At 50.5% G+C, this 22,972-nt stretch carries 21 protein-coding genes; 15 read left to right on the forward strand and 6 right to left on the reverse strand.

The features are described from left to right. The first annotated feature begins 430 nt into the window (after positions 1–430). The 8 genes from mhpD (at position 431) to phbB (ending at position 7,384) form a co-directional block, all read left to right on the forward strand. A complete protein-coding gene (mhpD, locus tag ACQY8X_RS04960; RefSeq protein WP_428034041.1) occupies positions 431–1,219 on the forward strand; it encodes a 2-keto-4-pentenoate hydratase in 789 nt (262 codons plus the stop codon). Between the two features lie 48 nt (positions 1,220–1,267). Further along, positions 1,268–2,176 carry an acetaldehyde dehydrogenase (acetylating) gene (locus ACQY8X_RS04965; protein WP_428034042.1) on the forward strand — a complete coding sequence of 303 codons (909 nt, stop codon included), beginning with the start codon at positions 1,268–1,270 and terminating at the stop codon, positions 2,174–2,176. Positions 2,177–2,191: 15 nt separating this feature from the next. Then, a complete protein-coding gene (gene dmpG / locus ACQY8X_RS04970) occupies positions 2,192–3,220 on the forward strand; it encodes a 4-hydroxy-2-oxovalerate aldolase (protein ID WP_428034043.1) in 1,029 nt (342 codons plus the stop codon). Next, entirely contained in the window at positions 3,220–4,026 is an 807-nt protein-coding gene (dmpH, locus tag ACQY8X_RS04975; protein ID WP_428034044.1) for a 2-oxo-3-hexenedioate decarboxylase, read from the forward strand. Before dmpG ends, dmpH begins: the two co-directional genes overlap by 1 nt. A gap of 116 nt (positions 4,027–4,142) precedes the next feature. After that, positions 4,143–4,724, forward strand: coding sequence for an antibiotic biosynthesis monooxygenase (locus tag ACQY8X_RS04980; RefSeq protein ID WP_428034045.1), 582 nt, complete (start codon positions 4,143–4,145; stop codon positions 4,722–4,724). Positions 4,725–4,765: 41 nt separating this feature from the next. Further along, positions 4,766–4,957 (forward strand): 2-hydroxymuconate tautomerase, encoded by a 192-nt coding sequence (locus tag ACQY8X_RS04985; RefSeq protein WP_428034046.1) that lies wholly within the window; start codon positions 4,766–4,768, stop codon positions 4,955–4,957. 126 nt (positions 4,958–5,083) lie between these two features. Continuing rightward, on the forward strand, positions 5,084–6,412 hold the full coding sequence (locus tag ACQY8X_RS04990; protein ID WP_428034047.1) for an MATE family efflux transporter: 1,329 nt from the start codon (positions 5,084–5,086) through the stop codon (positions 6,410–6,412). A 222-nt stretch (positions 6,413–6,634) separates the two neighbouring features. Next, entirely contained in the window at positions 6,635–7,384 is a 750-nt protein-coding gene (gene phbB / locus ACQY8X_RS04995) for an acetoacetyl-CoA reductase (RefSeq protein ID WP_428034048.1), read from the forward strand. A 100-nt stretch (positions 7,385–7,484) separates the two neighbouring features. Here phbB and ACQY8X_RS05000 read toward each other — a convergent pair whose 3' ends face one another. Together ACQY8X_RS05000 and ACQY8X_RS05005 are read right to left on the reverse strand one after the other, a co-directional pair. Next, complete coding sequence (locus ACQY8X_RS05000; RefSeq protein ID WP_428034049.1) at positions 7,485–10,151, reverse strand: DUF349 domain-containing protein; 2,667 nt, start codon at positions 10,149–10,151, stop codon at positions 7,485–7,487. A gap of 184 nt (positions 10,152–10,335) precedes the next feature. Further along, on the reverse strand, positions 10,336–10,767 hold the full coding sequence (locus tag ACQY8X_RS05005; RefSeq protein WP_428034050.1) for a YchJ family protein: 432 nt from the start codon (positions 10,765–10,767) through the stop codon (positions 10,336–10,338). A 132-nt stretch (positions 10,768–10,899) separates the two neighbouring features. Here ACQY8X_RS05005 and sbcB point away from each other — a divergent pair, with 132 nt between their 5' ends. Next, on the forward strand, positions 10,900–12,360 hold the full coding sequence (gene sbcB, locus ACQY8X_RS05010; RefSeq protein ID WP_428034051.1) for an exodeoxyribonuclease I: 1,461 nt from the start codon (positions 10,900–10,902) through the stop codon (positions 12,358–12,360). Next, a complete protein-coding gene (locus ACQY8X_RS05015) occupies positions 12,360–12,860 on the forward strand; it encodes a hypothetical protein (RefSeq protein ID WP_428034052.1) in 501 nt (166 codons plus the stop codon). The genes sbcB and ACQY8X_RS05015 overlap by 1 nt, the downstream gene beginning before the upstream one ends. Here the strand turns inward: ACQY8X_RS05015 and ACQY8X_RS05020 are convergent. Continuing rightward, complete coding sequence (locus tag ACQY8X_RS05020) at positions 12,839–15,682, reverse strand: insulinase family protein (RefSeq protein ID WP_428034053.1); 2,844 nt, start codon at positions 15,680–15,682, stop codon at positions 12,839–12,841. The genes ACQY8X_RS05015 and ACQY8X_RS05020 overlap by 22 nt on opposite strands. Positions 15,683–15,936: 254 nt before the next feature. Here ACQY8X_RS05020 and ACQY8X_RS05025 point away from each other — a divergent pair, with 254 nt between their 5' ends. Genes ACQY8X_RS05025 through ACQY8X_RS05040 form a run of 4 tightly spaced genes read left to right on the forward strand, consistent with a single transcriptional unit; the run spans position 15,937 to position 19,833 of the window. Continuing rightward, positions 15,937–16,320 (forward strand): DUF6394 family protein, encoded by a 384-nt coding sequence (locus ACQY8X_RS05025; protein ID WP_428034054.1) that lies wholly within the window; start codon positions 15,937–15,939, stop codon positions 16,318–16,320. Between the two features lie 12 nt (positions 16,321–16,332). Further along, a complete protein-coding gene (locus ACQY8X_RS05030) occupies positions 16,333–18,021 on the forward strand; it encodes a potassium channel family protein (protein ID WP_428034055.1) in 1,689 nt (562 codons plus the stop codon). After that, positions 18,021–18,920: a DMT family transporter gene (locus ACQY8X_RS05035; protein ID WP_428034056.1), complete on the forward strand. Its 900-nt coding sequence runs from the start codon at positions 18,021–18,023 to the stop codon at positions 18,918–18,920. Before ACQY8X_RS05030 ends, ACQY8X_RS05035 begins: the two co-directional genes overlap by 1 nt. Positions 18,921–18,963: 43 nt before the next feature. Next, on the forward strand, positions 18,964–19,833 hold the full coding sequence (locus ACQY8X_RS05040; protein ID WP_428034057.1) for a Tim44 domain-containing protein: 870 nt from the start codon (positions 18,964–18,966) through the stop codon (positions 19,831–19,833). Between the two features lie 98 nt (positions 19,834–19,931). On the opposite strand, the gene yaaA is transcribed toward ACQY8X_RS05040, so the two are convergent. The 3 genes from yaaA to ACQY8X_RS05055 form a co-directional block, all read right to left on the reverse strand. Next, positions 19,932–20,705 (reverse strand): peroxide stress protein YaaA, encoded by a 774-nt coding sequence (yaaA, locus tag ACQY8X_RS05045; RefSeq protein WP_428034058.1) that lies wholly within the window; start codon positions 20,703–20,705, stop codon positions 19,932–19,934. Positions 20,706–20,805: 100 nt separating this feature from the next. Beyond that, positions 20,806–21,039, reverse strand: coding sequence for a DUF2789 domain-containing protein (locus tag ACQY8X_RS05050; RefSeq protein ID WP_428034059.1), 234 nt, complete (start codon positions 21,037–21,039; stop codon positions 20,806–20,808). A gap of 110 nt (positions 21,040–21,149) precedes the next feature. After that, complete coding sequence (locus tag ACQY8X_RS05055; protein ID WP_428034060.1) at positions 21,150–21,512, reverse strand: hypothetical protein; 363 nt, start codon at positions 21,510–21,512, stop codon at positions 21,150–21,152. 157 nt (positions 21,513–21,669) lie between these two features. Here ACQY8X_RS05055 and ACQY8X_RS05060 point away from each other — a divergent pair, with 157 nt between their 5' ends. Beyond that, a complete protein-coding gene (locus ACQY8X_RS05060) occupies positions 21,670–22,953 on the forward strand; it encodes a tryptophan--tRNA ligase (RefSeq protein ID WP_428034061.1) in 1,284 nt (427 codons plus the stop codon). The last annotated feature ends 19 nt before the right edge of the window (positions 22,954–22,972 follow it).

Genomic DNA, 22,972 nt, shown 5'->3' on the forward strand with positions numbered 1-22,972 from the left:
ACTGGCCAGGTTCTTCACTTTTCATATTTCTCAATATTTCCCTGATGACGAGACGTTTATTATTTTGTTAGAAATGTGCACATAGTGCACAGACAACCAGTTTTTAATTGTAGCCTACGCATCCCATTTTTTATACTGGGACAATAATTATAAGTAATAAAAAATAATAATATTAAATTCAAGGGTGCAAAATAATGGATATGCTAATTTTTGCGTATTTAGTTTTTCTTATCATTTATCTTTATAAAATCTCTTCGATAATCCCGGATAAAGCTGTACCGGAATATATGTCATTGCACCCAGAAAATACTCTGAATTTCTCATCTGCGTATCTGTTAAAGACAGATCACTCGATGACAACCATGAGCCTTATTCAAAATAACCCGACTGAATACCATTCAGTTCTTCATCTCTGAGCAGGATTAAACCGATGTCGATTGATCTGGAATTAATTGCGAAAAGCTTGCGCGACGCTGAATTATACAGCGAAGCAATCTCCCCTATCCGTGAGCTCATTGGTGAGGATGCTGCTGAAGCTGCCTATCAGATTCAGAGAATCAATACAGAACACGGCTGTCGTTCGGGACGTCGGATAATCGGCAGAAAGATCGGCCTGACTAACATTAAAGTTCAGCAGCAGCTGGGGGTCGACCAGCCCGACTTTGGCACGCTGTTCGCCGATATGTGCTATGGAGACAACGAAACCATTCCTGCCACAGCAGTGATGCAACCCAAAGTCGAAGCAGAGCTGGCGCTCATGCTAAGCAAAGATCTGCCAGAAACAGATACAACCTTTACCGATCTGGTCGATGCGATCGGCTGGGTTATGCCCGCTATCGAAGTGGTCGGCAGCAGAATCAGCAACTGGAACATCCGCTTCGTGGATACCGTTGCAGACAACGCCTCCAGTGGCGTGTTTGTAGTAGGTGATGCCACCCGCTGGCAAGGCGGAATCGATCTCGCCAATATCCAGATGAGCATGACCCGAAACGGCACTGAAGTATCCACCGGCAGTGGTGCAGAGTGTCTGGGGCACCCCTTCAATGCCGCTGTCTGGCTGGCGCGGACCATGAGCCAGCTGGGACAACCGCTTAAAGCAGGCGATATCGTCCTGACAGGAGCGCTTGGACCTATGGTCGCGGTGGAACCCGGTGACCAGTTCGAAGTACAGATTTCAGAGATCGGCAGAGTCGGTACTCAATTCAGCAAAGCTATCTAGCTCTGTGATGCTGTAAAAATTAAACAATTTGTTTAAAGGATTTTCCCTATGAAGAAATTAAAAGCAGTGATTATCGGGCCGGGCAACATCGGTACGGATTTGCTGATGAAGATGAAACGGTCTGAGTGGATTGAACCGGTCTGGATGGTCGGTATCGACCCGGAATCCGATGGCCTGAAACGGGCCCGTGAGTTTGGTATTAAAACCACCGCCGAAGGCGTTGATGGTCTGTTACCCCACGTTATTGAAGATGATATCCGCGTCGCCTTCGATGCCACCTCCGCCTATGTCCATGCCGAGAACAGCCGCAAGCTGAACGAACTGGGCGTGATCATGATCGACCTGACACCCGCCGCGATCGGTCCCTTCTGTGTGCCACCAGTGAATCTGGTTCAGCATGCGAAAGAGCTGGAGATGAACGTCAACATGGTGACCTGTGGTGGCCAGGCGACTATTCCGATGGTCGCAGCTGTATCCAGTGTTCAGCCAGTTGAGTATGGCGAGATTATTGCCACGGTATCGTCCCGCTCTGCCGGCCCTGGTACCCGTAAGAATATCGACGAGTTTACCCGCACCACCGCTGGTGCGGTTGAGAAAGTTGGCGGCGCGAAAAAAGGTAAAGCGATCATCATTATCAACCCCGCTGAGCCACCCCTGCTGATGCGTGATACCGTGCACTGCCTGACTGAAGGCGAGCCGGATCAGGCGGCAATTACCGCCTCCGTTCACGCCATGGTGAAAGAGGTACAGAAATATGTACCGGGTTACCGTCTGGTGAACGGTCCTGTCTTCGATGGCAACCGGGTCTCTATGTTTATGGAAGTGGAAGGTCTGGGTGATTACCTGCCGAAGTACTCTGGCAACCTGGATATCATGACGGCAGCGGGTCTGCGCACCGCCGAGATGTTTGCTGAAGAAGCGGCTAACGGCAACATTACCCTGCCAGCACGCGGCTAAGTGGAGGAGAAAGCAATGAATTTGAAAGGTAAAAAAGTAGTCCTTCACGACATGAGTCTGCGGGATGGGATGCACGCCAAACGTCATCAGATCTCACTGGAACAGATGGTTGCGGTTGCTACCGGTCTGGATGAAGCAGGTATGCCGCTGATTGAAGTCACCCACGGTGATGGATTGGGTGGTACCTCCGTGAACTACGGCTTCCCGGCCCACAGTGATGAAGAGTATCTGGGCGCGGTGATTCCGAAGATGAAAAACGCCAAAGTCTCTGCACTGCTGTTGCCTGGGATCGGCACGGTCGATCATCTGCGGATGGCGAAAGATCTGGGTGTGAATACTATTCGTGTGGCGGCTCACTGTACCGAAGCCGATGTCACTGAACAGCACATCGGCCTGGCCGCCAAGCTGGAGATGGATACTGTCGGTTTCCTGATGATGGCGCACATGGCCAGCCCGGAAAAGGTGCTGGAACAGGCCCGCCTGATGGAATCTTACGGGGCGAACTGCATCTACTGCACCGATTCGGCGGGTTACATGCTGCCGGATGAAGTGACTGAGAAGATCGGTCTGCTGAGAGCAGAACTGAATCCGACCACTGAAGTGGGTTTCCACGGTCACCACAACATGGGGATGGCGGTCGCCAACTCACTGGCTGCGATCGATGCTGGTGCCGTGCGTATTGACGGTTCAGTTGCCGGACTGGGTGCCGGTGCCGGTAATACACCGCTGGAAGTACTGGTGGCCACCCTGGTACGGATGGAAGCGGATCATGGCATCGATCTGTACAAGATCATGGATGTGGCGGAAGACCTGATCGTACCGATGATGGATCAGCCGATCCGGGTGGATCGCGACGCGCTGACACTGGGCTTTGCGGGTGTTTACTCCTCGTTCCTGCTATTTGCGAAACGGGCGGAAGCGAAGTATGGCATTCAGGCCCGGGATATTCTGGTCGAGCTGGGCCGTCGCGGCACCGTTGGCGGACAGGAAGATATGATTGAAGACCTGGCACTGACCATGGCAAAAGAGAAGGGGTTAATCTGATGGCTGACGTTCAGGAAAATAAGCTAACACAAGCACAGATCGAAGAGCTGGCGATCCATCTGGAAAACGCCGAACTGGAAGCGTACGAAGTCACCAAGATTACTGATGACTTCCCGGAAATGTCCTATAAAGATGCTTTTGATATCCAATGGGAGATTCGTCGTCGTAAAGAGGCGCGGGGCAACAAGATTGTTGGTATGAAGATGGGTCTGACCTCCTGGGCGAAGATGGCGCAGATGGGGGTTGAACATCCCTGCTACGGCTTCCTCGCGGACTACTTCTCCGTGCCGGACGGTGGCGAGATCAAGCATGATGAACTGATCCACCCGAAGATCGAAGCGGAGCTGGCGTTTGTCACTAAAGCCCCGCTGAAAGGGCCGGGCATCCATATCGGTGATGTACTGCGTGCTACTGATTTTGTCATGCCTGCGGTGGAAGTAATCGACTCCCGCTATAAGGATTTCAAGTTCGATCTGAAGAGTGTTATCGCGGATAACTCCAGTTCCAGCCGGTTTATTACCGGAGGGCGCATGGCTCCTCCGGCAGACCTTGATCTGAAAACCCTGGGTGTAGTCATGGAGATCAATGGCGAAGTGGTGCAGACCGGTGCCGGTGCGGCGGTGTTGGGCCATCCGGCGTCATCTGTGGCGATGCTGGCGAATATGCTGGGTGAGCGCGGCGAAGAGATTCCGGCGGGCACCTTCATTATGATCGGCGCGATCACGGCGGCGGTGCAGGTCAATAAAGGCGATAGCTTCAGCGTTCGTTATCAGGATCTGGGCACCATTAGCGGTAAATTTGTTTGAGACCTGCGGGGTCTGATCATTTATGATTGCCCAGGCGGATCTTTAAACAGAGCGCTTAATCAGTAAGATCTGGAGCAGCCCCGATGATGGGCTGCTTTATTTTTTAGAGGTAAATCATGGCGGATAGCTGCATTCAGAGTCAACTGACAGAGCCGGGACAGGAAGGCCCGGTGACTGTGAGTATCTCCCGAAAAGTAAAGCCCGGTTTCGAGGCTGACTATGAAGCCTGGATCTCCGGGGTCATTGAAGCCGCTTCAGAATATCCAGGGCATCAGGGCAGTAATGTGCTGCGCCCTTCGGCGTCAACAGGGAACCGTTATGTGCTGATCTACCGTTTTGACAATTATGAAAACTGTCAGAAATGGGAGTCCTCCACGCTGCGAAAACAGTGGCTGGATAAGCTTGCTCCTCTGATTGAGGGCGAGGCTGAGGTGCAGCGGGGAACCGGTCTTGAGTTCTGGTTCGATCTTCCAGAGCTGCCCGTTAATAAACACCCTTCACCGCATAAGATGGCGCTGGTTTTGATTGCGGTGGTCTATGTACTGATTATGGCGATAAACCTGAGCCTGGGGCCCTATCTTGGTGGCGTTGATCTCTGGTTAAAAACCGCAATCATTGTAACCCTTCAGGTATTGTTGATGACCTATCTGGTGATGCCCAGGGTTACCCGTCTGTTGAAGGGATGGTTATTTAAATAAAGGTTAAAATAAGGACTGTTTTATAAAATAAGGATGGTGTGATGCCAATAGTCACTATTAGTATGATGGAAGGCCGCTCTGACGAGCAGAAAGAGCGGATGATAAACGAAGTCAGTGAAGCGATTGCCCGCTCTCTGGATGCGCCAAAAGAGAGTGTCAGAGTCCTGATCTATGAGATGCCTAAACAGCATTTTGGTATTGGCGGTCAGTCAGCTAAAGTGCTTGGAAAGTAAGCATTTTTTTAAAGCCTCCGTCGGAGGCTTTTTTATCTCCCTGTATTTTTCCGGGTCAATAAACCGCTGCAGCAGTGTTATCATATGCCCGCACTTCTCCCCGAGCCGAATGAGCTAAGTTAAATCGTGAAGCCTGACCTTCTCAATGATGGGATACGCCCAACTCTGATTAAGATGACTCTGCCGATGATGCTTGGCATCGTCAGTCTGATGCTGTTCAATGTTGCCGATAGTTATTTTGTCAGCCAGCTGGGGACTGAGCCGCTGGCTGCGCTGGGGTTTACCTTTCCGGTCTCATTTACGGTTATCAGTCTTTCTATCGGTCTGAGCGTCGGAACCTCCGCTACTATTGCCAGGCTGATCGGCGCGGGGAATAACGATGGTGCCCGGCAGCTGACCACCGATAACCTGTTGCTGACAACGCTGTTGATGGTGTTGATCGCATCACTCTCCGTTCTGTTTATTGACCCGCTTTTCCGACTTTTGGGGGCCGGTGATTTATTAATGCCCTATATCCACAGTTATATGTCAGTGTGGTTTTTTGGCTCGGTTTTTTACGTTCTGATCATGGTTTCTAATAGCTCGCTGCGTGCCAGTGGTGATACCCGCACGCCAGCGATGCTGATGGGGTTTTCCTCGGTGATGAATCTGCTGCTGGACCCGTTGCTGATCTTTGGCTGGGGGCCGGTCCCGGCATTGGGAATTCAGGGGGCCGCTATTGCCAGTGTGATCGCCTGGGGCATCGCTGCATTGACGGCGCTGGCAAATTTATATCTGCGCAAAGGTTTATTGGTACTATCAATAGAGTCTGTTTCTGTTGCGTTGCAGCATTGGCTGATGGTGATGAAAATCGGTTTTCCAGCGGCCCTTTCCAACATGATGACACCGGTTGCAGCGGCCATTATGACCGCTGTTGTTGCGGGTCATGGCGCCGCCGCAGTGGCTGCGTTTGGGGTGGGGAGTCGGCTTGAATCCCTCTCTTTGCTAGTCAATCTTGCACTCTCTATGACGTTGCCACCGTTTATAAGTCAGAACTTCGGTCGGCGGCAGATAGCGCGTGTACGGGGTGCATATCTGAGTGCGGTAACCTTTGCTCTGCTTTGGCAGGCTTTGATTTATATCATTTTATTTTTTTTCGCCGGAGGGATAGGAGCGCTTTTCAGTGATCAGGAGGAGGTTGTAAAACTGATCAGTTTGTGGGCTCTGATTGTTCCTTTGGGGTTTGGTTTTCAGGCTGTAACCTTTCTTACCGCTTCCAGTTTTAATGCACTGCATCAGCCGATGAAAGCGATGCGGATCAGTATTTTTCGCCTGTTTATCCTCTACGTTCCGTTCGGTTATTGTGGCAATTACCTTGCGGGTTTAGAGGGTATGTTTATCGCATTTGTGCTGGCGAATATATGCACTGCAGCAATGGCGTTCAGGTGGATGCAGCAGCATCTGAAAAGTCTTTAAACCTTTGACAAGGCAAAAATAAGTTGTATCTTGTCTTAACCTTGTAACAGACTATATATAGTCTTCCCGCTGACGATATAGCAGTTGTAGGGCCTACTAAACGAAAGTCATATTACTACTTTTGGTTGTTGGCTATATCATCAGCGGAATACAGATAATAATCATAAAAAAATAACAATAATTTAAAACAACATAATCTCAAGAAGCAAAGGGGACGCGAGCATGACACAAAAAATTGCTCTGGTTACAGGTGGTACCGGTGGTATTGGTACCGCTATCTGTCGCGCATTGGCCGACGCAGGTGCTAAAGTTGTAGCGGGCTATAATTCCGGTGGTAATCACGAAAAAGCCAAAGCCTGGCAGGAAGAGCAGAAAGCAGATGGTTACGATATTCTGGTAGCCTACGGTGATGTCACAGATGAAGAATCATGTGCTGCCTGTATTAAAACGGTTGAAGAGGTCGCCGGTGGTGCAGTTGATATTCTGGTGAACAATGCAGGTATCACCCGTGATGGTACCTTCCGCAAGATGAGCTGGGAGCAGTGGAACGAAGTGTTGTCTGCAAACCTTGACTCTATGTTCCATATGACCCGTCTGGTGATCAATCCGATGTTGGACAAAGGATGGGGACGAGTTATCAACATCTCATCTGTCAATGCTCAGAAAGGCCAGTTTGGACAGTGTAACTATTCTGCTGCTAAAGCGGGTATTCACGGTTTCACTAAGGCTCTGGCACAGGAAGTCGCAGCGAAAGGTGTTACCGTTAACACTGTTTCGCCGGGTTACGTGATGACACCGATGGTTGCCAAAATTCCTGAAGAAGTGCTGGAGAAAATCATTCGTCAGGTTCCTGTTGGACGCCTTGGAGAGCCTTCCGAGATCGGTAAGGCGGTCGCCTATCTGGCCAGCGATGACTGTGGCTATGTGACGGGTTCTGACTTCTCCATCAACGGTGGTCAGCACATGTCATAAGCTGAATTCAGCGTATAAAAAACCCGCATCAGCGGGTTTTTTTGTGTTTGAAAAAGATGCTTATATCAGTTTACTACTGATGTCAGACCGCTCTTTGCGGTTAACTCACCTGTTGCAGATTACTATAGAACCGTATCTGTAATGCCTCATGCTGCAGGGTAAAGGGCTGGCACTGCCACTCCAGTTCCAACCGTTTAAGGTCGCTGCTGCTGGAGGATGCCTGACGCTGTTCCAGCGCTTTCTGCAGACGATCCATCTGGTACTCCATGCGCAGTGTATGGTCCTGCTCAGGCGAGTTAAGACCCAGCAAGATTTCAAGCCGGATACAGAGTTGCCGGAGTGCTTTTTCGGTTTGAACCAGCAGGTCTTCAATCTCTATCCTTCCTGATATCAGTTCCAGCAACAATTCAAAACGTGAGTTGATCAGCGGTTCAAAATACTCATCGACCGGATCAGTTTGCTCCCAGATTGACTGGATCTCATCCAGCGCCAGCTGATCCAGAGTACCGTCATTAATCAGGCTTTCTAGTTGATCACAGAGGTCGATACGACGTAGTAGTGCTTCATAGGCTTTATGCTCAGCGTGGGACTGCTGTTGCTCAATCGCAGCGGACAGCTGTTTCTCTTCCTGCTTATTACGATTCAGGTTTTCAAATACCTGATTGCAAGCTTTGCGAAACTCTGGCCATAACTCCCGCTCGATACTGTGGAAGGTGTTGCCTGCCTCTTTCCAGCGTTTTTGCAGTTCTTTTATCTCGCTGGCCGCTGTTTGAGGATTTTCGCCAGCAACAAGCAGTAGTGCCTGTTGCAGCAGGGCCCGTTTGTCATTGGCAATCTGCTCGCGGTGAGCTGATATCTTGTTGTCCAGCTGTTTCAGCAGGGCATTAAAGTCGGTTTGCACCTGGCGGCCCGGGGTACGGTCCACTGGAGCATACTCTTTCCATTCCCGTTTGGCGGTGCGGCTCACCTGTTCTATCAGCGTCCAGTCTGGTTGTTGCCAGTCAATCTGTTCAAGGAAATCGCGTAACTCTGTGACCAGATTAATACGTTTATTTAAGTTCTCGGTACGTTGCTGCTTCTGTGCACGGAAATAGTGTTCGCAAGGTGTGTAGGCCTGACTCGACGCTGCTTTGAAGCGCTGCCAGGTTTTATGGGAGTGATGTGGGTCGTCGCTGTCGAGTTCTTTCCACTGTAGTTGCAGTGTATTAATCTGTTTTGCCAGGGCAGGGATGTCAGTGTCACTGCCAATCAGTGCCTCCATCGCCTCACACAGCTCCTCTTTTTTGGCAGAAACGGCAAATCCCTGCCAGTTTTTCAACTCGGTTAGCCGCGCTTGTAACCCTTTATGCCGTTGTTGCAGCTGCTTGGGAGTGCTGCTATTCATGCCGTTTAGCTGAGCCTCTGCCTGCTGCTCCAGCAGACAAGCGCGTTTGACCTGACCCGCTTCTATCTGTTGTTCAAGCTGATCTAGCAGTTGTGACAGATCATTGTTGCAATGCTGTTGCTCACGTTTAAGCTGGTTCAGTTGAGTGGTGATTATTTCGCGCTGTTGAATCAGGTCCTGATAGAGTCCGGGTTTTTTGATCTCTTCGGGCCAGTTGAGTTGCTCACTAAACTGGTTGATCTGCTGTAGCTGATGCTGGAGCCCGGATTTTTCTGCTTCCGGGGGAAGGTCGAACTCCAGTAGTGTTGCGGCCTCATGGCTGATTTCTAACCATTGGCGAGCGACCCGTTGATAACGCTCAAAACGTTTAGCTAACTGTTTTAACGGGCCGTTGCTGTCACGTTCAACACTGTTTTGCAGTTGTTCTGAGTTGCTGTTCCAGCAGTCCTGTTCTGCATCCAGATCAGCCTTGCAAAAATGCTCACCTGAGATCAGCGTGGTGCAACGATGCAGGGTTTCTTCAAGGGTGTGCAGCAGGGCCAAATGCTGTTGTTCCTCGGCATGCGCCTGTTGCTGCTCTATCTCGATCTGATCACATCTCTGTTGTTCAGCTAAGAGGGTTTGCTGGCAGCGTTCAACCAGACTGTGATAGCGGTCATCCAATGAGCTGAGATCAGTTGTCGCAAGAGAACTCCACTGCTGGCAAAGGGCTTCGAGCTTGGCACCGTAGAGTGGGAAATGATCCGTTCGGCTGAGTTGTTCAAGGCTGCAAAGCAGCTCCTCTTTGCGCAACAGAACCTGCTCTTGTTGCCGGGCTTTTTCCTGCAGTTGCTGTTGTTTTGTGCGGATAATTCTGAAGACGGTTTTATCGCGTCGTTTAATCGCTTTACCTGTCTGTTCCAATAGTTCAGGCAGATGTAGTTTTTCAGCAGCGGCCTGACGCAGTTGGGTAGTACTGCCGTTGACGGCAAGTGAACTGAGGCAGTGTTGGTCTGTGATGCACTGTATGGCCTGTAGCTGAATCTCAGGACTGGGGCTATTGAGGGCGATATGCGCGAGCATATTTTCATCATGCAGATAGGTGAGATATTCACTTTGCTGACTGGCCGTATAGCTTGGATCAAGGATAATTTGACAGATCCGTTTGGCGGCACTGCGACGGATATCCGGATCAAGATCATGGGTCAGGATATCTGACAATAGTTCCGGAGCGGCAATTTTCTCCACCGCAGCGAGACGTACCTCCGCACTCTGGTCCTGACGGGCAAGCCGGGCGAGAACTTCACAGTGTTCGGTTTTGCCCGGGCTGAGCCGGTGGACTGCGCGGATTCGCACGGTGGCTTTATTGTGTTTCCAACGGGGTTTGAAAAACTTCGCAAACATTACATCGATCCTGCAAGGGCCACTCTATATACAACGGTAACTATGGCCAAGTGCGCATATTCTACCGGCCTTTGGCATGACAGGAAAAGCCTTGAGAGAAAAGAAAAGTGTCACTTATGGCAGACAAATGATGCCGTTTGCCTGTCTGCCGGGCTTTACAGTGGTTTATTGAGGCAAAAATTATTTATGCTGTTGGCAGAATCTCTACATCGCCGTCGACGTAAACCCAGTGGTTATCTTCTTTGCGGAAGGATGAACGCTCATGCAGGTCAGCAATCTGCTCATCGGTTTCAAAGCGGGCGACAAACTCTACCAGCCCCTCCTGATCGTTTGCCAGGCCAGATTCGGTTGCGAGAATCTTTAGTCCGGCCCAGGTAGTGGCTTTTATCTGTTCTGCAATCAGTGCAGCATCCTCTGGATGGCGATGTTCGCTGGCAGTGGTCTTAATAAGATAATCAACGGCTCCCAGCACAAATGCGGTGTAGCGTGAGCGCATCAGGGCTTCGGCTGTGGCTGCGGGTTTATGTCCCTCAATAGCCGGTTCACAGCAGAATGAAAACGGCTTATTTGAGCCACAAGGGCAGGTAAGCGTGGTATCTTTGTGATCATGAAGCATAAGGGCCCCGGCTTGGATAGAATTCAGTTATTGATAGGTTATTATAGGGGGCTGAAAAATTAAGCATATTGATCAAAAGCATAACCCTACGGCTATCATTGGTTTTAAGGTTAATGGTTTAAGGCGAATAGAATGGCGGCATCCTCACACTCAACTTTTTTCTGGCATGACTACGAAACCTCCGGTGCTGACACCAAACGTGACAGACCATTGCAGTTTGCCGGTATCAGAACCGATCTGGAGCTGAATATCATAGAGGAGCCGGTGATGTTCTACTGTAAGCCTGCGGAAGATCTCCTGCCCCACCCGCAAGCCTGTCTGATTACAGGGATAACACCGCAAAAAGCGCTGAATGAGGGCTATTGTGAGGCTGAGTTTATAGCACTGGTACATCAGCAACTGGCGAGGCCGGGCACCTGCGGTGTGGGTTACAACAGTATCCGCTTTGATGATGAGATTACCCGTTATAGCCTGTATCGTAACTTTTATGACCCGTATGGCCGGGAGTACCAGAACGGCTGCTCCCGCTGGGATATCATCGATATGCTGCGGCTTACCCGGGCGCTGCGGCCCGAGGGAATTGAGTGGCCGCTGTATGAGGATGGCCGTCCGAGTATGCGTCTGGAAGATCTGACTAAAGCCAATGGAATCGACCACGGGAATGCCCATGATGCACTGGCGGATGTCCATGCAACCATCGCCATGGCTCGGTTAGTAAAAGAACGCCAGCCAAAGCTGTACCAGTATGCTTTGAATAACCGTGATAAACGCACTATTCAGGGGATGCTGGATGTCATGACAATGAAACCGGTGCTGCACATCTCATCGATGTACCCGGCAGAGTGGGGCAATGCGGCGATTGTGGCACCTCTGGCGATCCATCCGGTAAACAAGAACGCCGTGCTTGCTTTTGATCTGCGTTGTGACCCCACGCCGCTGCTGGAACTGCCTGCAGATGAGATTCGTCGACTGCTGTATACCCGTGCTGAGGATCTGTCGGAGGGCGAACAACGTATCCCTCTGAAGCAGATTCATACCAATAAGGCACCGGTTATCGCCCCTGCCGGCATGCTCACGGCCGTGGAGGCGGAACGGTTGAATATCTCCGGCGATAGTTGCCGCGCCCATCTGGCCATGCTGCGTAACAGCCCAGGCCTGAAGCAGAAGCTTGCTGAGGTGTTTTCAGCGTCCGCTTTTGAAGAGGAGTTTGATCCTGATCATATGCTTTATAGTGGCGGTTTTTTCGGTGATGCCGATAAGAAGAGTATGGAGCTGATCAGAGCGACTCCGCCTGAGCAGCTGGGAACTCTGGAACTGGCCTTTCAGGATGGTCGTCTGGAGGAGATGTTTCTGCGCTACCGGGCGAGAAACTACCCATTCAGTCTGAACGAAGAGGAGCGGGGGCGCTGGGAAGAGTTTCGCCATCGACGCTTGCTGGGGCCGGATAATGGCGGTTATCTGACTATGACTGAACTGTTTAGTAAACTGAACGAACTGTATCAGCAACCGGATCTTAGTGCGGCTCATAAGGCGATTCTTGAAGAGCTGGCACTCTATGCTGAAGCGATCTATCCAATGGATGAGGTGTATTGATGAATCCAGCTGTTAGTACGATGACTATCGGAATGCTCGCTCTGACGCTTAGTTTTTCGGTAATGGCTGACAGAAAGGAAGACCTTGTAAACCCGATCTCCTATGAGGTGATTAAGCCTGCTGGTCATATTGACTCTCCGGTTGATCCGGCAACCATTTATGATAATAAACGTCGTGGCTTTGTTGATAGTGAAACGATGCCAGAGATTGAGCCCTATGTTATTCCTGAGCGGCAGTTGCCGCCGCCAACCGTGGTGCCCTATAGTGATCCTGAGCCGGTTGAGCGGGTAGTCAGCGCTGAGAAGAAAGCCCCACCACTTAAGGGTGAGGACAAGGTTTTTGCGCAGATCGCCCGTGACCAGCTGGAGATTGAATGTACCCTGGATAATACACAAGAGAAGTGTGAAGGGGTTGAGATTCAGGCACCTAAGCCGGTCGAGAATAAACCCCGCTCGCGCAGGGTTATTGATCGTCAGATTCAGACGTCAGGGACAAACTGACCCTCTGCTTTTAGCCTGGCAATCTCAGTGTCGCAGATTCGGCTGAGTGCCGCCGGGTTGATATCCTGTTGATGCTGTTCACCAAAAGATCTTACGGTTAAACGGCGTTGTGGCAGATCGGTATAACACTTCATCAGATCTTCCAGCGTCAGGGCGTTTACCGCTGCAATCAGCTGTTCGCGGCTATCAAAGTGGGTGTCACCCCGGTCGATCTCCTGCCAGTAGCGTTCGCTGAGTTCACCCATACGGTTCTCTTTCTGGTCGATACGCGAGATCACACTGCGCTTGAAACTTTCTAACTGCTGTTGATCCATCGCGTTTAGCGTGCCGGTCATGTTATCAATGAATAGGTTGATCTGTTGTTCCAGGCCAATCGGGTCGGTGTTCGGCGACTGAATAACAAACGCCAGTCCCGGGGCCTTTCTCATCGGCAGCGCAGTTTCGAAGACCACATAGCCTAACTGTTGTTCAGTGCGCAGGCTGCTGTAAAACGGCGCCGACAGGATCTCACTCAGCAGGACATATTCTGCCCGGGTTTTAGTGTCACTTTTATCCCCCTGGAAGTAAACGCTGATCGCTGAGTCGTTGTGCTCCAGAGGTAGTGTCTGGGTGAGTTGCGTGTCTTTTGATAACAGAATGACGGGAAGTGTGTTGTTATTGACGGTAGCCTTAGCCGCAGGCAGTCCTGCCTCAACGGTTTTTGCCATCTGTATTGCTTCAGCCTGAGTCAGGTTGCCATGGGCGAGCATACGCACTTCGACGCCGTTCAGCAGCTGGGGAATAAATCCTTGTAACTTTTCCAGGGTGACTGAATCCAGCGCAGCCAGTTTTTTCTCAGCACTCCAGCTTTGCATCAGCAGGTTATACACTTCACCGATGGTTTGATTAAAGGGTTTATCTTTACGGCTGTTTTCCAGCTCCTGGGCATATTTCTCTTTAATTCTGTCAAAGCTGCTCTGGGTAAACCGGGCCTGCTGCAGGCTGCTCATTACCTGACTGAGCAGCTGTTGCTGTTTATCATCATAGCCGGAGATACGTACACTGAGCCCGCGCATATGGGGATAGATCAGGGTATCAAGGCCAGCCAAAGAGGCGTCATAGAGGGTTTCATTGAGCTGATCACTAACCAGCTTGGTGAATAGTGCGGTCATTACCGCGTTTTCTGCGGTGCGGTTAGCTTGTCCTGATATCACTGAAAAGAAGAAATCGTTTTTGGGCAGCTTGAAAGTGTCATCCTGTTTGTACCAGAGAGCGTATCCGTCCTGGTGCAGAACGAGTTCAGGCTTTTGCTGCGGGTGGTCGACAGCTTTGATGCTAAAGTTATCGGCAATGAAGGGGTTTAGCTGGCGTACCTGCAAAGAGGCGTCTGCCGCTGGGTGAGTCCAGCTTTGCAGACGTGCGCTGCTGATTGGTGCAACACTGTACTCGGCATTGAACCAGGGGTCTTGCTGATCGGTTGCGACGGTTTTTGCCTGCAGAGTAATCAGCAGGTTATCCGGTGTCATCTGCCCGAGAATATTGGCAATCAGTTGTGGATCGAACTTCTCCATCAGGTAATCGGCACTGATCACCGAGTCGGTCGGATAAAGCTGCAGGTTATGGGAGAGTCGGGTGACCTCATGGATCGGTTCAGACTGCTCTTTGAAACGGAAGTTGATAGCACTGAGTTGTTGCTCTTCCCGATAGAGTGCTGCGGAAACCCCTTGCTCTTTTAACAGCTGAATGGCGGCGAAAGTGGTTTCAATGACCCGATCATACTGTTTTAGCCCCTCATCAGTCAGTGAAATTGACAGTTCTACCGAGGACTGATCGGGCAGATCATTTCCCCGATAGGCGCTGAGGCTGTTAGCCCAGCCCTTGGCTTTCAGTGTCGAGAAGAGGCTGCCTTTGCCCTCGTAGCCCAGCATCGAGGCGATATAATGGGCCGGCTTTTCCCGGTAGTATTCACGGGTTGCCTGAATGGGGAAAGTCAGCGTCAGTTGCTGCAGGTCTTTCAGGGTTTTAATGTTTTGCTGTTCCGGCAGGTTCTGATACAGCGGAACGGCTGTGATAAATGGTGTGGCGTGACGGTTTTCGACGCCTGCAAATTTCGCTTCAACCAACCGCTTTAGTTCGGCTACCGGTTCTTTACCCAGAACAACCAGCGACATCAGGTTGGCTGAGTAATAGTGCTGATAAAAGGCGATCAGATCCTCTCTTAGCTTGCCATCATCGTTGGACAGGGTTTCCAGACTGCCCACAGCAAACTGACTCATGCTGTGATCGGGGTTCAGTACATGTTTACCGGCGGAGTAACCCCGGCGGCCATCATCACGCAGCTTTGACTGATATTCAGAGTTGACGGCATGGCGTTCCCGGTCGACATACTTTTCCGTAAACAGTGGTTTAATAAAGAACTGAGAGAAGCGATCCAGCGCAGGCTCCAGCTTGTCCGCCTGAATATCGAAAAAGTAGTTGGTGTTTTCGAACGCAGTAAACGCATTGTGATTGCCACCATTATTACTGATAAATTCCTGATAACTGCCCGCTTCAGGGTATTTCTCTGTGCCTAGGAACAGCATGTGTTCGAGAAAGTGGGCCAGACCCAGACGGTTTTTCGGGTTTGCATTTGAGCCGACATTAACATCCACAGATGCCGCTGCTTTATCGGTAGTTGGATCAGAGATAACCAATACTTTCATCTGATTGGGAAGCGTAAATGCAAGATAGTCACGCTTATCAGTAGGACTTTTTTCTACCACCGCAAAGGCTGACTGGGTGGTGACAAACAGCAGCAGGATCAGTGTATAAAAGATGTTTTTGCGATTCGGGGTGTAACGCATTCACTCAAGCCTCTGGTTGATAAAACTTTGATTTAATCATTAAAAGGGGACTGACGACTATCAATTCTGCTGATCTCTGTTCGGTTGTACGGTTGCCGAACTTAATTCAAGAGCTTAATTCAGAACAGTCGGGACGTTGGACAGAGAGTTTTAGCGTAGGTTCGATTGTTTCTTTATTATTCTCGGATGCTTTACAATCAGGCACACTAAGCTTTTGTAGTTATAACTGTTTTTTACATTGTGGGATGGATTCTATGAATCGCGAAAAGGTGATTTACGCTTTCTTTATTGTTCTGGCTTTAACCATGAACTTTGGCTTCTTTATCGGGGAGATTGATGATCCTGCACACCATAATGTCTATGAGTTTTTTGGCGCTATCGTGGTGAGCATGATCTGTACCGTGCTGAAGTTCGGTGACCGGACTCATCTGGGGGCCCTGATGATGGCTACCAGCCTGGTGGCCGATCTGCAGCTGGTGATTGCCGCAATGATCTGGGGCTATGGCGCACAGCTGTCCGATGTTGGTGTCACCACAGAGATGTTCAGCAGTGTGATATCGATGTCCGGTGGCGCACTGTTGGCCAACATTGTGTCGGTGATATTGCTGATGGTCGAGACTATCGTTGTGCGTCGCTAAGAGCGCTCCGCTATGAACGATATCTTCTATGTGATGTTGCGCCGCCTGCGGCATCCACTGATCACCCTGATAGTTATCTATTCCCTGGCGACTCTGGGGTTTGTCATGATCCCAGGTCAGGATGATCAGGGTAACGTTTGGCACATGGATTTTTTCCACGCGATCTACTTCGTCAGTTTTATGGGCTCGACCATCGGTTTTGGTGAGATTCCCTATGCGTTTACCTCGGCTCAGCGTGCCTGGACACTGGTCTCGATCTACGGCACGGTGATCGCCTGGTTGTATAGCATTGGATCGCTACTGGCGCTGTTTCAGGAACCGATGTTTGGCCGGATGCTCCGTCGCCGGGCCTTCGCTAAAGAGGTCAGAAACTTTAATGAACCCTTCTATCTGATCTGTGGCTATGGCATTACCGGTAGCGCCATCATCAGCAAGCTTTGTAACCGGGGGATCCGTTCCGTAGTAATTGATATCAAGCAGGAGCGGATCGATGAACTGGAGGTTGATGGGTTAGTGTTGCGGGTGCCTGGCCTGTGTGCTGATGCCTCGTTACCCGAGATTCTCGATGATGCGGGGTTGCAGCACCCCAGTTGTATCGGTGTGCTGGCGCTCACCAACGACGATAACGTTAATTTGTCTATCTCAATTGCCAGTAAACTGCTCGCTCCTAACAGGCTGGTGGTGAGCCGTACAGAGTCCGAGGTTAATGCCCGTAACCTGGCCTCTTTCGGTACCGATTATATTGTTGATCCATTCAAGGATTACGCTGAATACCTGTCGCTGGCAGCCCATGCGCCCTATACCCATCTGGTTTATGACTGGCTGGTCAATCCCTATCACCGGCCGCTTTCGAGTGCCTATAAGAAAACCAGCGGTCGCTGGATTATTTGCGGCCTGGGACGGTTTGGTAAGGCACTGTACCGTGAGTTTGCCAAACATGATGTAGAGCTTATTCTGCTGGATGATGATCCCGGGCAACTGAAAGGTTATAGCAACACCGTCATCGGTCTGGGCACTGAAGCGGAAACACTCGAAATTGCTGGTATTCGCGAGGCGGTGGGGATTGTCGCGGGCACCGATAATGATGCGGATAACCTGTCGATTATTATGACGGCTAAAGAGTTAAATCCCAAGCTGGTGACAGTGGTGCGCCAGAATCTCAGCACCAATATGCTGGTGTATAAAAACTCTAAGGCTGACTTCATTATGGAGCCAGGCAAGATCATCGCCAACCGGATTCTGGCTAAACTCAAAACCCCGTTACTGCCGGTGTTTATCGAACAGATGCAGTTGCAGGATGATGTCTGGTCGCATACCCTGCTTAACCGGATGAGCAGTATCGCCTCTGATAAAGAGCTGGATAGCTGGTCAATTACTGTCAGCCCCGTCACGACACCTGCGATTATGACGATATCGGCGGAGGGGGCCGAAGTTAAACTGAGCAGTCTGATGAAAGATCCGCGTCATCGTCGGGATCAGTTGCCCTGTTTCCCACTGATGTTCCGGCGTAACGGTGATCTGAAACTGTTACCGGGTGAACTGACGGTGCTGCAAGAGGGCGATGAGATTCTTTTCTGTGGTCTGGCTGAAGCCAGTAATCAGATGAGCTGGAGTATCAATAATTACAATATTCTGTTCTATCTTCAGACCGGTGAAGAACCGAGTCATAACCTGCTGGCTAAATTGTTGAAGCGAATCTGATGCCATATTTTTTGCTAACCCTGACTGTTCTGTTCTGGGCAGGTAACTTCGTTACTGCCCGGGGCATCCATGCTGATTTTCCACCGCTGACCATGTCATTTATGCGCTGGGGTCTGGCGCTGCTGATTATTCTGCCATTTATTTTGCCGCGTATTCTGCGCAAGTGGCCACTGATTCGACAGCATCTGCCGATGTTAATTCTGTTGTCCGTGTTGAGCGTGGTTTGTTTTAACTCCTTTATCTATCTTGGCGTTCAGACGACACAGGCGACTAACGCAACGCTGATGCAATCGGCGGTGCCGATTATTATTCTGGTGTTGACCTCTCTGTTTCTCGGTGAAACCGTGGTTCGCCGTCAATGGTTAGGGGTCTTTGTTTCCCTGGCCGGGGTGTTGATGCTGGTGGCTAAGGGAGACCCTGAAATATTGATGACCCTGTCGTTTAACACCGGCGATCTGTGGATTTTAGCCGCCGTGCTTAGCTGGTCTGTGTATTCGGTAATGTTGCGATTTAAACCGGTTGAACTGGATGGCTTTACCTTTTTCGGTGTGACGGTGGTGGTCGGAGTGATGGTGCTGCTGCCCTTTATGCTCTGGGAGTTTCTTGCCGGAGCGCGTCCTCACTGGAATTCACAGACGGTACCCGCGATCATCTATATGGCGATCTGCCCATCGATTCTCTCCTATATTTTTTGGAATCGGGGGGTAGCAGAGCTGGGGCCAGCTAAAGCCGGGTTGTTCATCCATCTGATGCCGCTGTTCGGTCTGATTCTTGCGGTTATCTTCCTCAATGAAGCGGTGGAACCTTTCCATTTTATAGGGATGGGGCTAATATTCTGCGGCATCTATCTGGCGATCATTGCTGGTCGCAGCCATAACGATAAAAAGACATCGGCTTAAGCAGTTGCTTCATTGAATGTCTTAACACAGTAAAGGAGTTTCTATGCGTACCCTGTTGGTCTCATTGTTTGCACTGATTATCGGTTTCGGTCTGGTAGTGCCTGATGCGGAAGCCAAACGTTTAGGCGGTGGTTTTAGTTTTGGTAAATCTTATTCAACCCCCAAGAAAGTTCAGCCCGCCGCACCGACTCAGCAAAAAGCGACACCGACAGGGAGCACCACTAACACCGCAGGTCAGCCCCGTCGTAGTGGCTTTGGTGGGTTGATGGGGGGGCTTCTGGCGGGCGGATTGCTGGGCGCATTGTTCTTTGGTGGCGCCTTCGATGGCATCCAGTTTATGGACATCCTGTTAATTGGTCTGTTGATCTTCGCCGCCGTGAAAATTTTCTCGGCGATGAAAGGTGGGTCTCAGCCGCAGTATGCCGGTCATCAGCGGACGCAGCCTGATACGCACCAGAGCCGCCAGCAGGCTGAAACCACTGACTATCAGGATATTTCACCGGCAACCGGGGCGGGGTTTAACTTTGGCTCGGAACCATTCCAGCTGCCCGAGTGGTTTAATGAACAGGGGTTTATCGAAGGGGCAAAAGGACATTTCAGCCATCTGCAAAGCGCCTGGGATAAGAGTGACTGGGATGATATTGCCACCTATACCTCGGCAGAGGTATTAGAGGCTCTGCAACAGGAGCGGGCCAAACAGCCCGCAGAGCAGACCACCGAAGTGGTTTCTGTGATGGCAGAGCTGGCTAACTTTATCGACAACGATGATCATGTTATTGCCTCTATCAACTTTTATGGCTGGCTGAAAGAGGATAGTGATGAGACCACCGAGTTCAGTGAGATCTGGCACCTGCGCCGGGAGATGAACACTGCTGATGCAAACTGGGTGATTGTTGGTATTCAGCAACCCTGAGACATCATTGCGACCGCAACGTCGGTTGGCTGAAAAAAAACGCTGCATATATTGCAGCGTTTTTTTATGGCTAAAAGGCGCACCTCGGTAGGGGACAATTAGCTTTCTTTGCGGGTAAACACCCAGGTATCGCCTTTTGACTGGCTCTCATCGTACTGATAACCGGCCAGATCAAAGTTCTTGAGTTGCTCCGCATCGGTAATCTGGTGTTTGATTGCATAGCGGCACATCAGTCCACGCGCCTTTTTGGCAAAGAAACTGATGATCTTATACTGGCCATTTTTCCAGTCTTTAAACACAGGCGTGACAATACGGGCCTGCAGCTCTTTTGGCTTAACGGATTTGAAGTACTCATTGGATGCCAGGTTGACCAGCACTGGCTCATCTGTCTCAGCCAGGGTTGCATTAAGATCATCAGTGACCAGGCTGCCCCAGAATGCATACAGATCCTTACCCCGGGTGTTAGGCAGTTTGGTACCCATCTCCAGCCGGTAGGGTTGCATCAGATCCAGTGGCTTCAGAACGCCGTACAGACCGGACAGAATACGCAGATGCTGCTGGGTAAACTCCAGTTCTGCCGCAGTGAAATCTTCAGCGTTGAGGCCGCTGTAAACATCGCCATTGAATGCCAACACCGCCTGTTTGGCATTCTCAGGTGTAAACGGCTGAGACCAGCTCTCATAGCGCGCGACATTGAGGGCCGAGAGTTTATCGCTGAGCTTCATCAGTTCAGCAATATCCTGAACCGAATAATCCCGCAGCTGTTGAATCAGTTGTTCGGAATGATCCAGATGCTGCGGCTGTGTGTAACGATCAGTAATGGCCGGGGTATCGTAATCAAGGTTTTTTGCAGGGGAGATAACCAGTAGCATAGTATTTGAGTGTCGTTTTCTGATGATGCTCTGATCCTAAACTAAAAAGGCCAGCTCTGGAAAGGGCTGGCCCGATTAGTTATCTCAATAACAGTGATAGTCAGGAGTGAAGTCGGCTATTCAGCTCATCCACCACGTCACTCCAGTCTGAATCGGTCTCCAGGCACTCCTTGATAAAGTTTGCCTGGCTATTATTCCAGAAGGTTGCTTCAGAGAGCTTAACCTGCTGGCTGAAGAGGGTGTGGGTGCGGATAAACTGATCGATATATGAATCATCGCCGGGCATACCCAGCTGCTCAAACAGCGTGTTCATCGTGTGTGCTGATCTGTCCATCGCGGCCTCCATAGATATTAATCTGTGCATTCAGTCTTGGTCAGAATGACCGCTTTGTCAAAGCGGCGACAGCGAATCAGTGACTCAGAGAACGTATGTATGGGTCTTGTTCAGTCGTTAATGCCCGGTTGATTGCCTTGCGGACTATCCTGTTGAATCTGCTGTTGAAGGTTATGCTGTTTTCTCTGTTGCAGCGCGAGCTTCTGTTTTTCATCCAGCTTGATGTAGATCGCCAGTGCGCCAAAAGTACCGATAGCCACCAGAATCGAGATGATAAAGGGGTTTGAGTTGTCATTACCCACCGCGCGGGTATACATCGCGGAGATCAGCATACCGCCGACAAAGCAGAGTGCTGTGATAATCAGATTGCTGACAATCGTGCCAGCCTTATAATCAGGTGCGCGCCGCAACATGATCACCAGTGTTATCAGCAGTGAAGCCAGAACAATAAAGGAAGGGATAAGCGAAGACATAGTGATTCCTTACATAAGAGATGGCTATTTGTACCACTGATCACTGTCTGAAAAAACCCTGGTGGTCATTTTCGCTGTGATTACGCAGGCCAGCCTGCCAATTTTCTTGTATTATAGAGCGCAATTTTCGTTAGCTTTCAGTAAAAAAGATAATCAGATGACCAAGCAGACCGTTCTGACCGGTATTACGACCACCGGTACCCCACATATTGGTAACTATCTGGGCGCTATTAAGCCCGCGATTGAAGCAAGTCTCAACAGTAATAATAACAGTTACTTCTTTCTTGCCGATTTCCACGCCCTGATTAAGTGTCATGACCCTGACCGGGTGGCCCGTTCTACCCAGGAAATTGCTGCAACCTGGCTGGCGCTGGGACTGGACACCGATAAGGCAACCTTTTATCGCCAGACCGATATTCCAGAGATCACCGAGTTGACCTGGATTCTCACCTGCATGACCTCTAAAGGTCTGATGAACCGCTCTCATGCCTATAAGGCCTCTGTTGATGCTAATCGTGAAGCGGGTCGCCAGGATGACGACGACGTTACCATGGGGCTGTTCAGTTATCCGATACTGATGGCCGCTGATATTCTGATGTTTAATGCGGACATTATTCCCGTGGGTAAAGATCAGATTCAGCATATAGAGATGGCGCGGGATATCGCTGGTCGTTTTAATCACACCTACGGTACTCTGTTTAATCTGCCGGAAGCGCAGGTGGATGAACAGACCCAGCTGATTCCGGGGCTGGATGGCCGGAAGATGTCGAAGAGTTATGACAACACTATCCCGCTGTTCAGCAGTAGTGATGATCTGTACAAGCTGATTAAACAGATCAAAACCGATACCCGCGAGCCGGGTGAGCCGAAAGATGCGGACAGCAGTACAATTTTCCAGCTCTATGCAAACTTTGCTACTGCTGCTGAGCAAGCGCAGATGCGCGCTAAATTCGACAACGGTATTGGTTGGGGTGATGCGAAGAAAGAGTTGTTTGAGTTTCTCGACAGCTATCTGGCTAAGCCCCGTGAAGAGTATAACCGGCTGATAAATGATCTCGGCTTTGTTGAGCAGCAACTGCTGAAAGGTGCAGAAAAAGCCCGTAGTCATGCCATTCCTTTCCTTGAAGAGGTTCGTGTCGCGGTGGGTATCCGCCCACTGACCTGGCAGGGCAGCAGCACTGCTAAGGTGGAAGAGAAACAAGAGAAAGAGCAATCCGCTGAGCAGGTCGCCCGGGCAGAAGAGGGCCGCCGCCGTGCCATTCTGATGCAACTGAAACCGCAGCTGGACCGGGTCAACAGTGCCGAAGATAAGTCGGCTGAGGCAAAACTGCTGATCGCAGAGAAACAGAGCGAAGTTGAGACGCTGAAGAAAAAAGCCAGGCAGAAAGCGCAGAATGAGCTGGATTTTCTGCGTGAAGAGCTTGCCGAACTGCTGGTTTAAGATCATCAACCGCCCCGGC

The organism is Amphritea sp. (assembly GCF_050300915.1).
In the GTDB taxonomy this organism is placed as follows: domain Bacteria; phylum Pseudomonadota; class Gammaproteobacteria; order Pseudomonadales; family Balneatricaceae; genus Amphritea.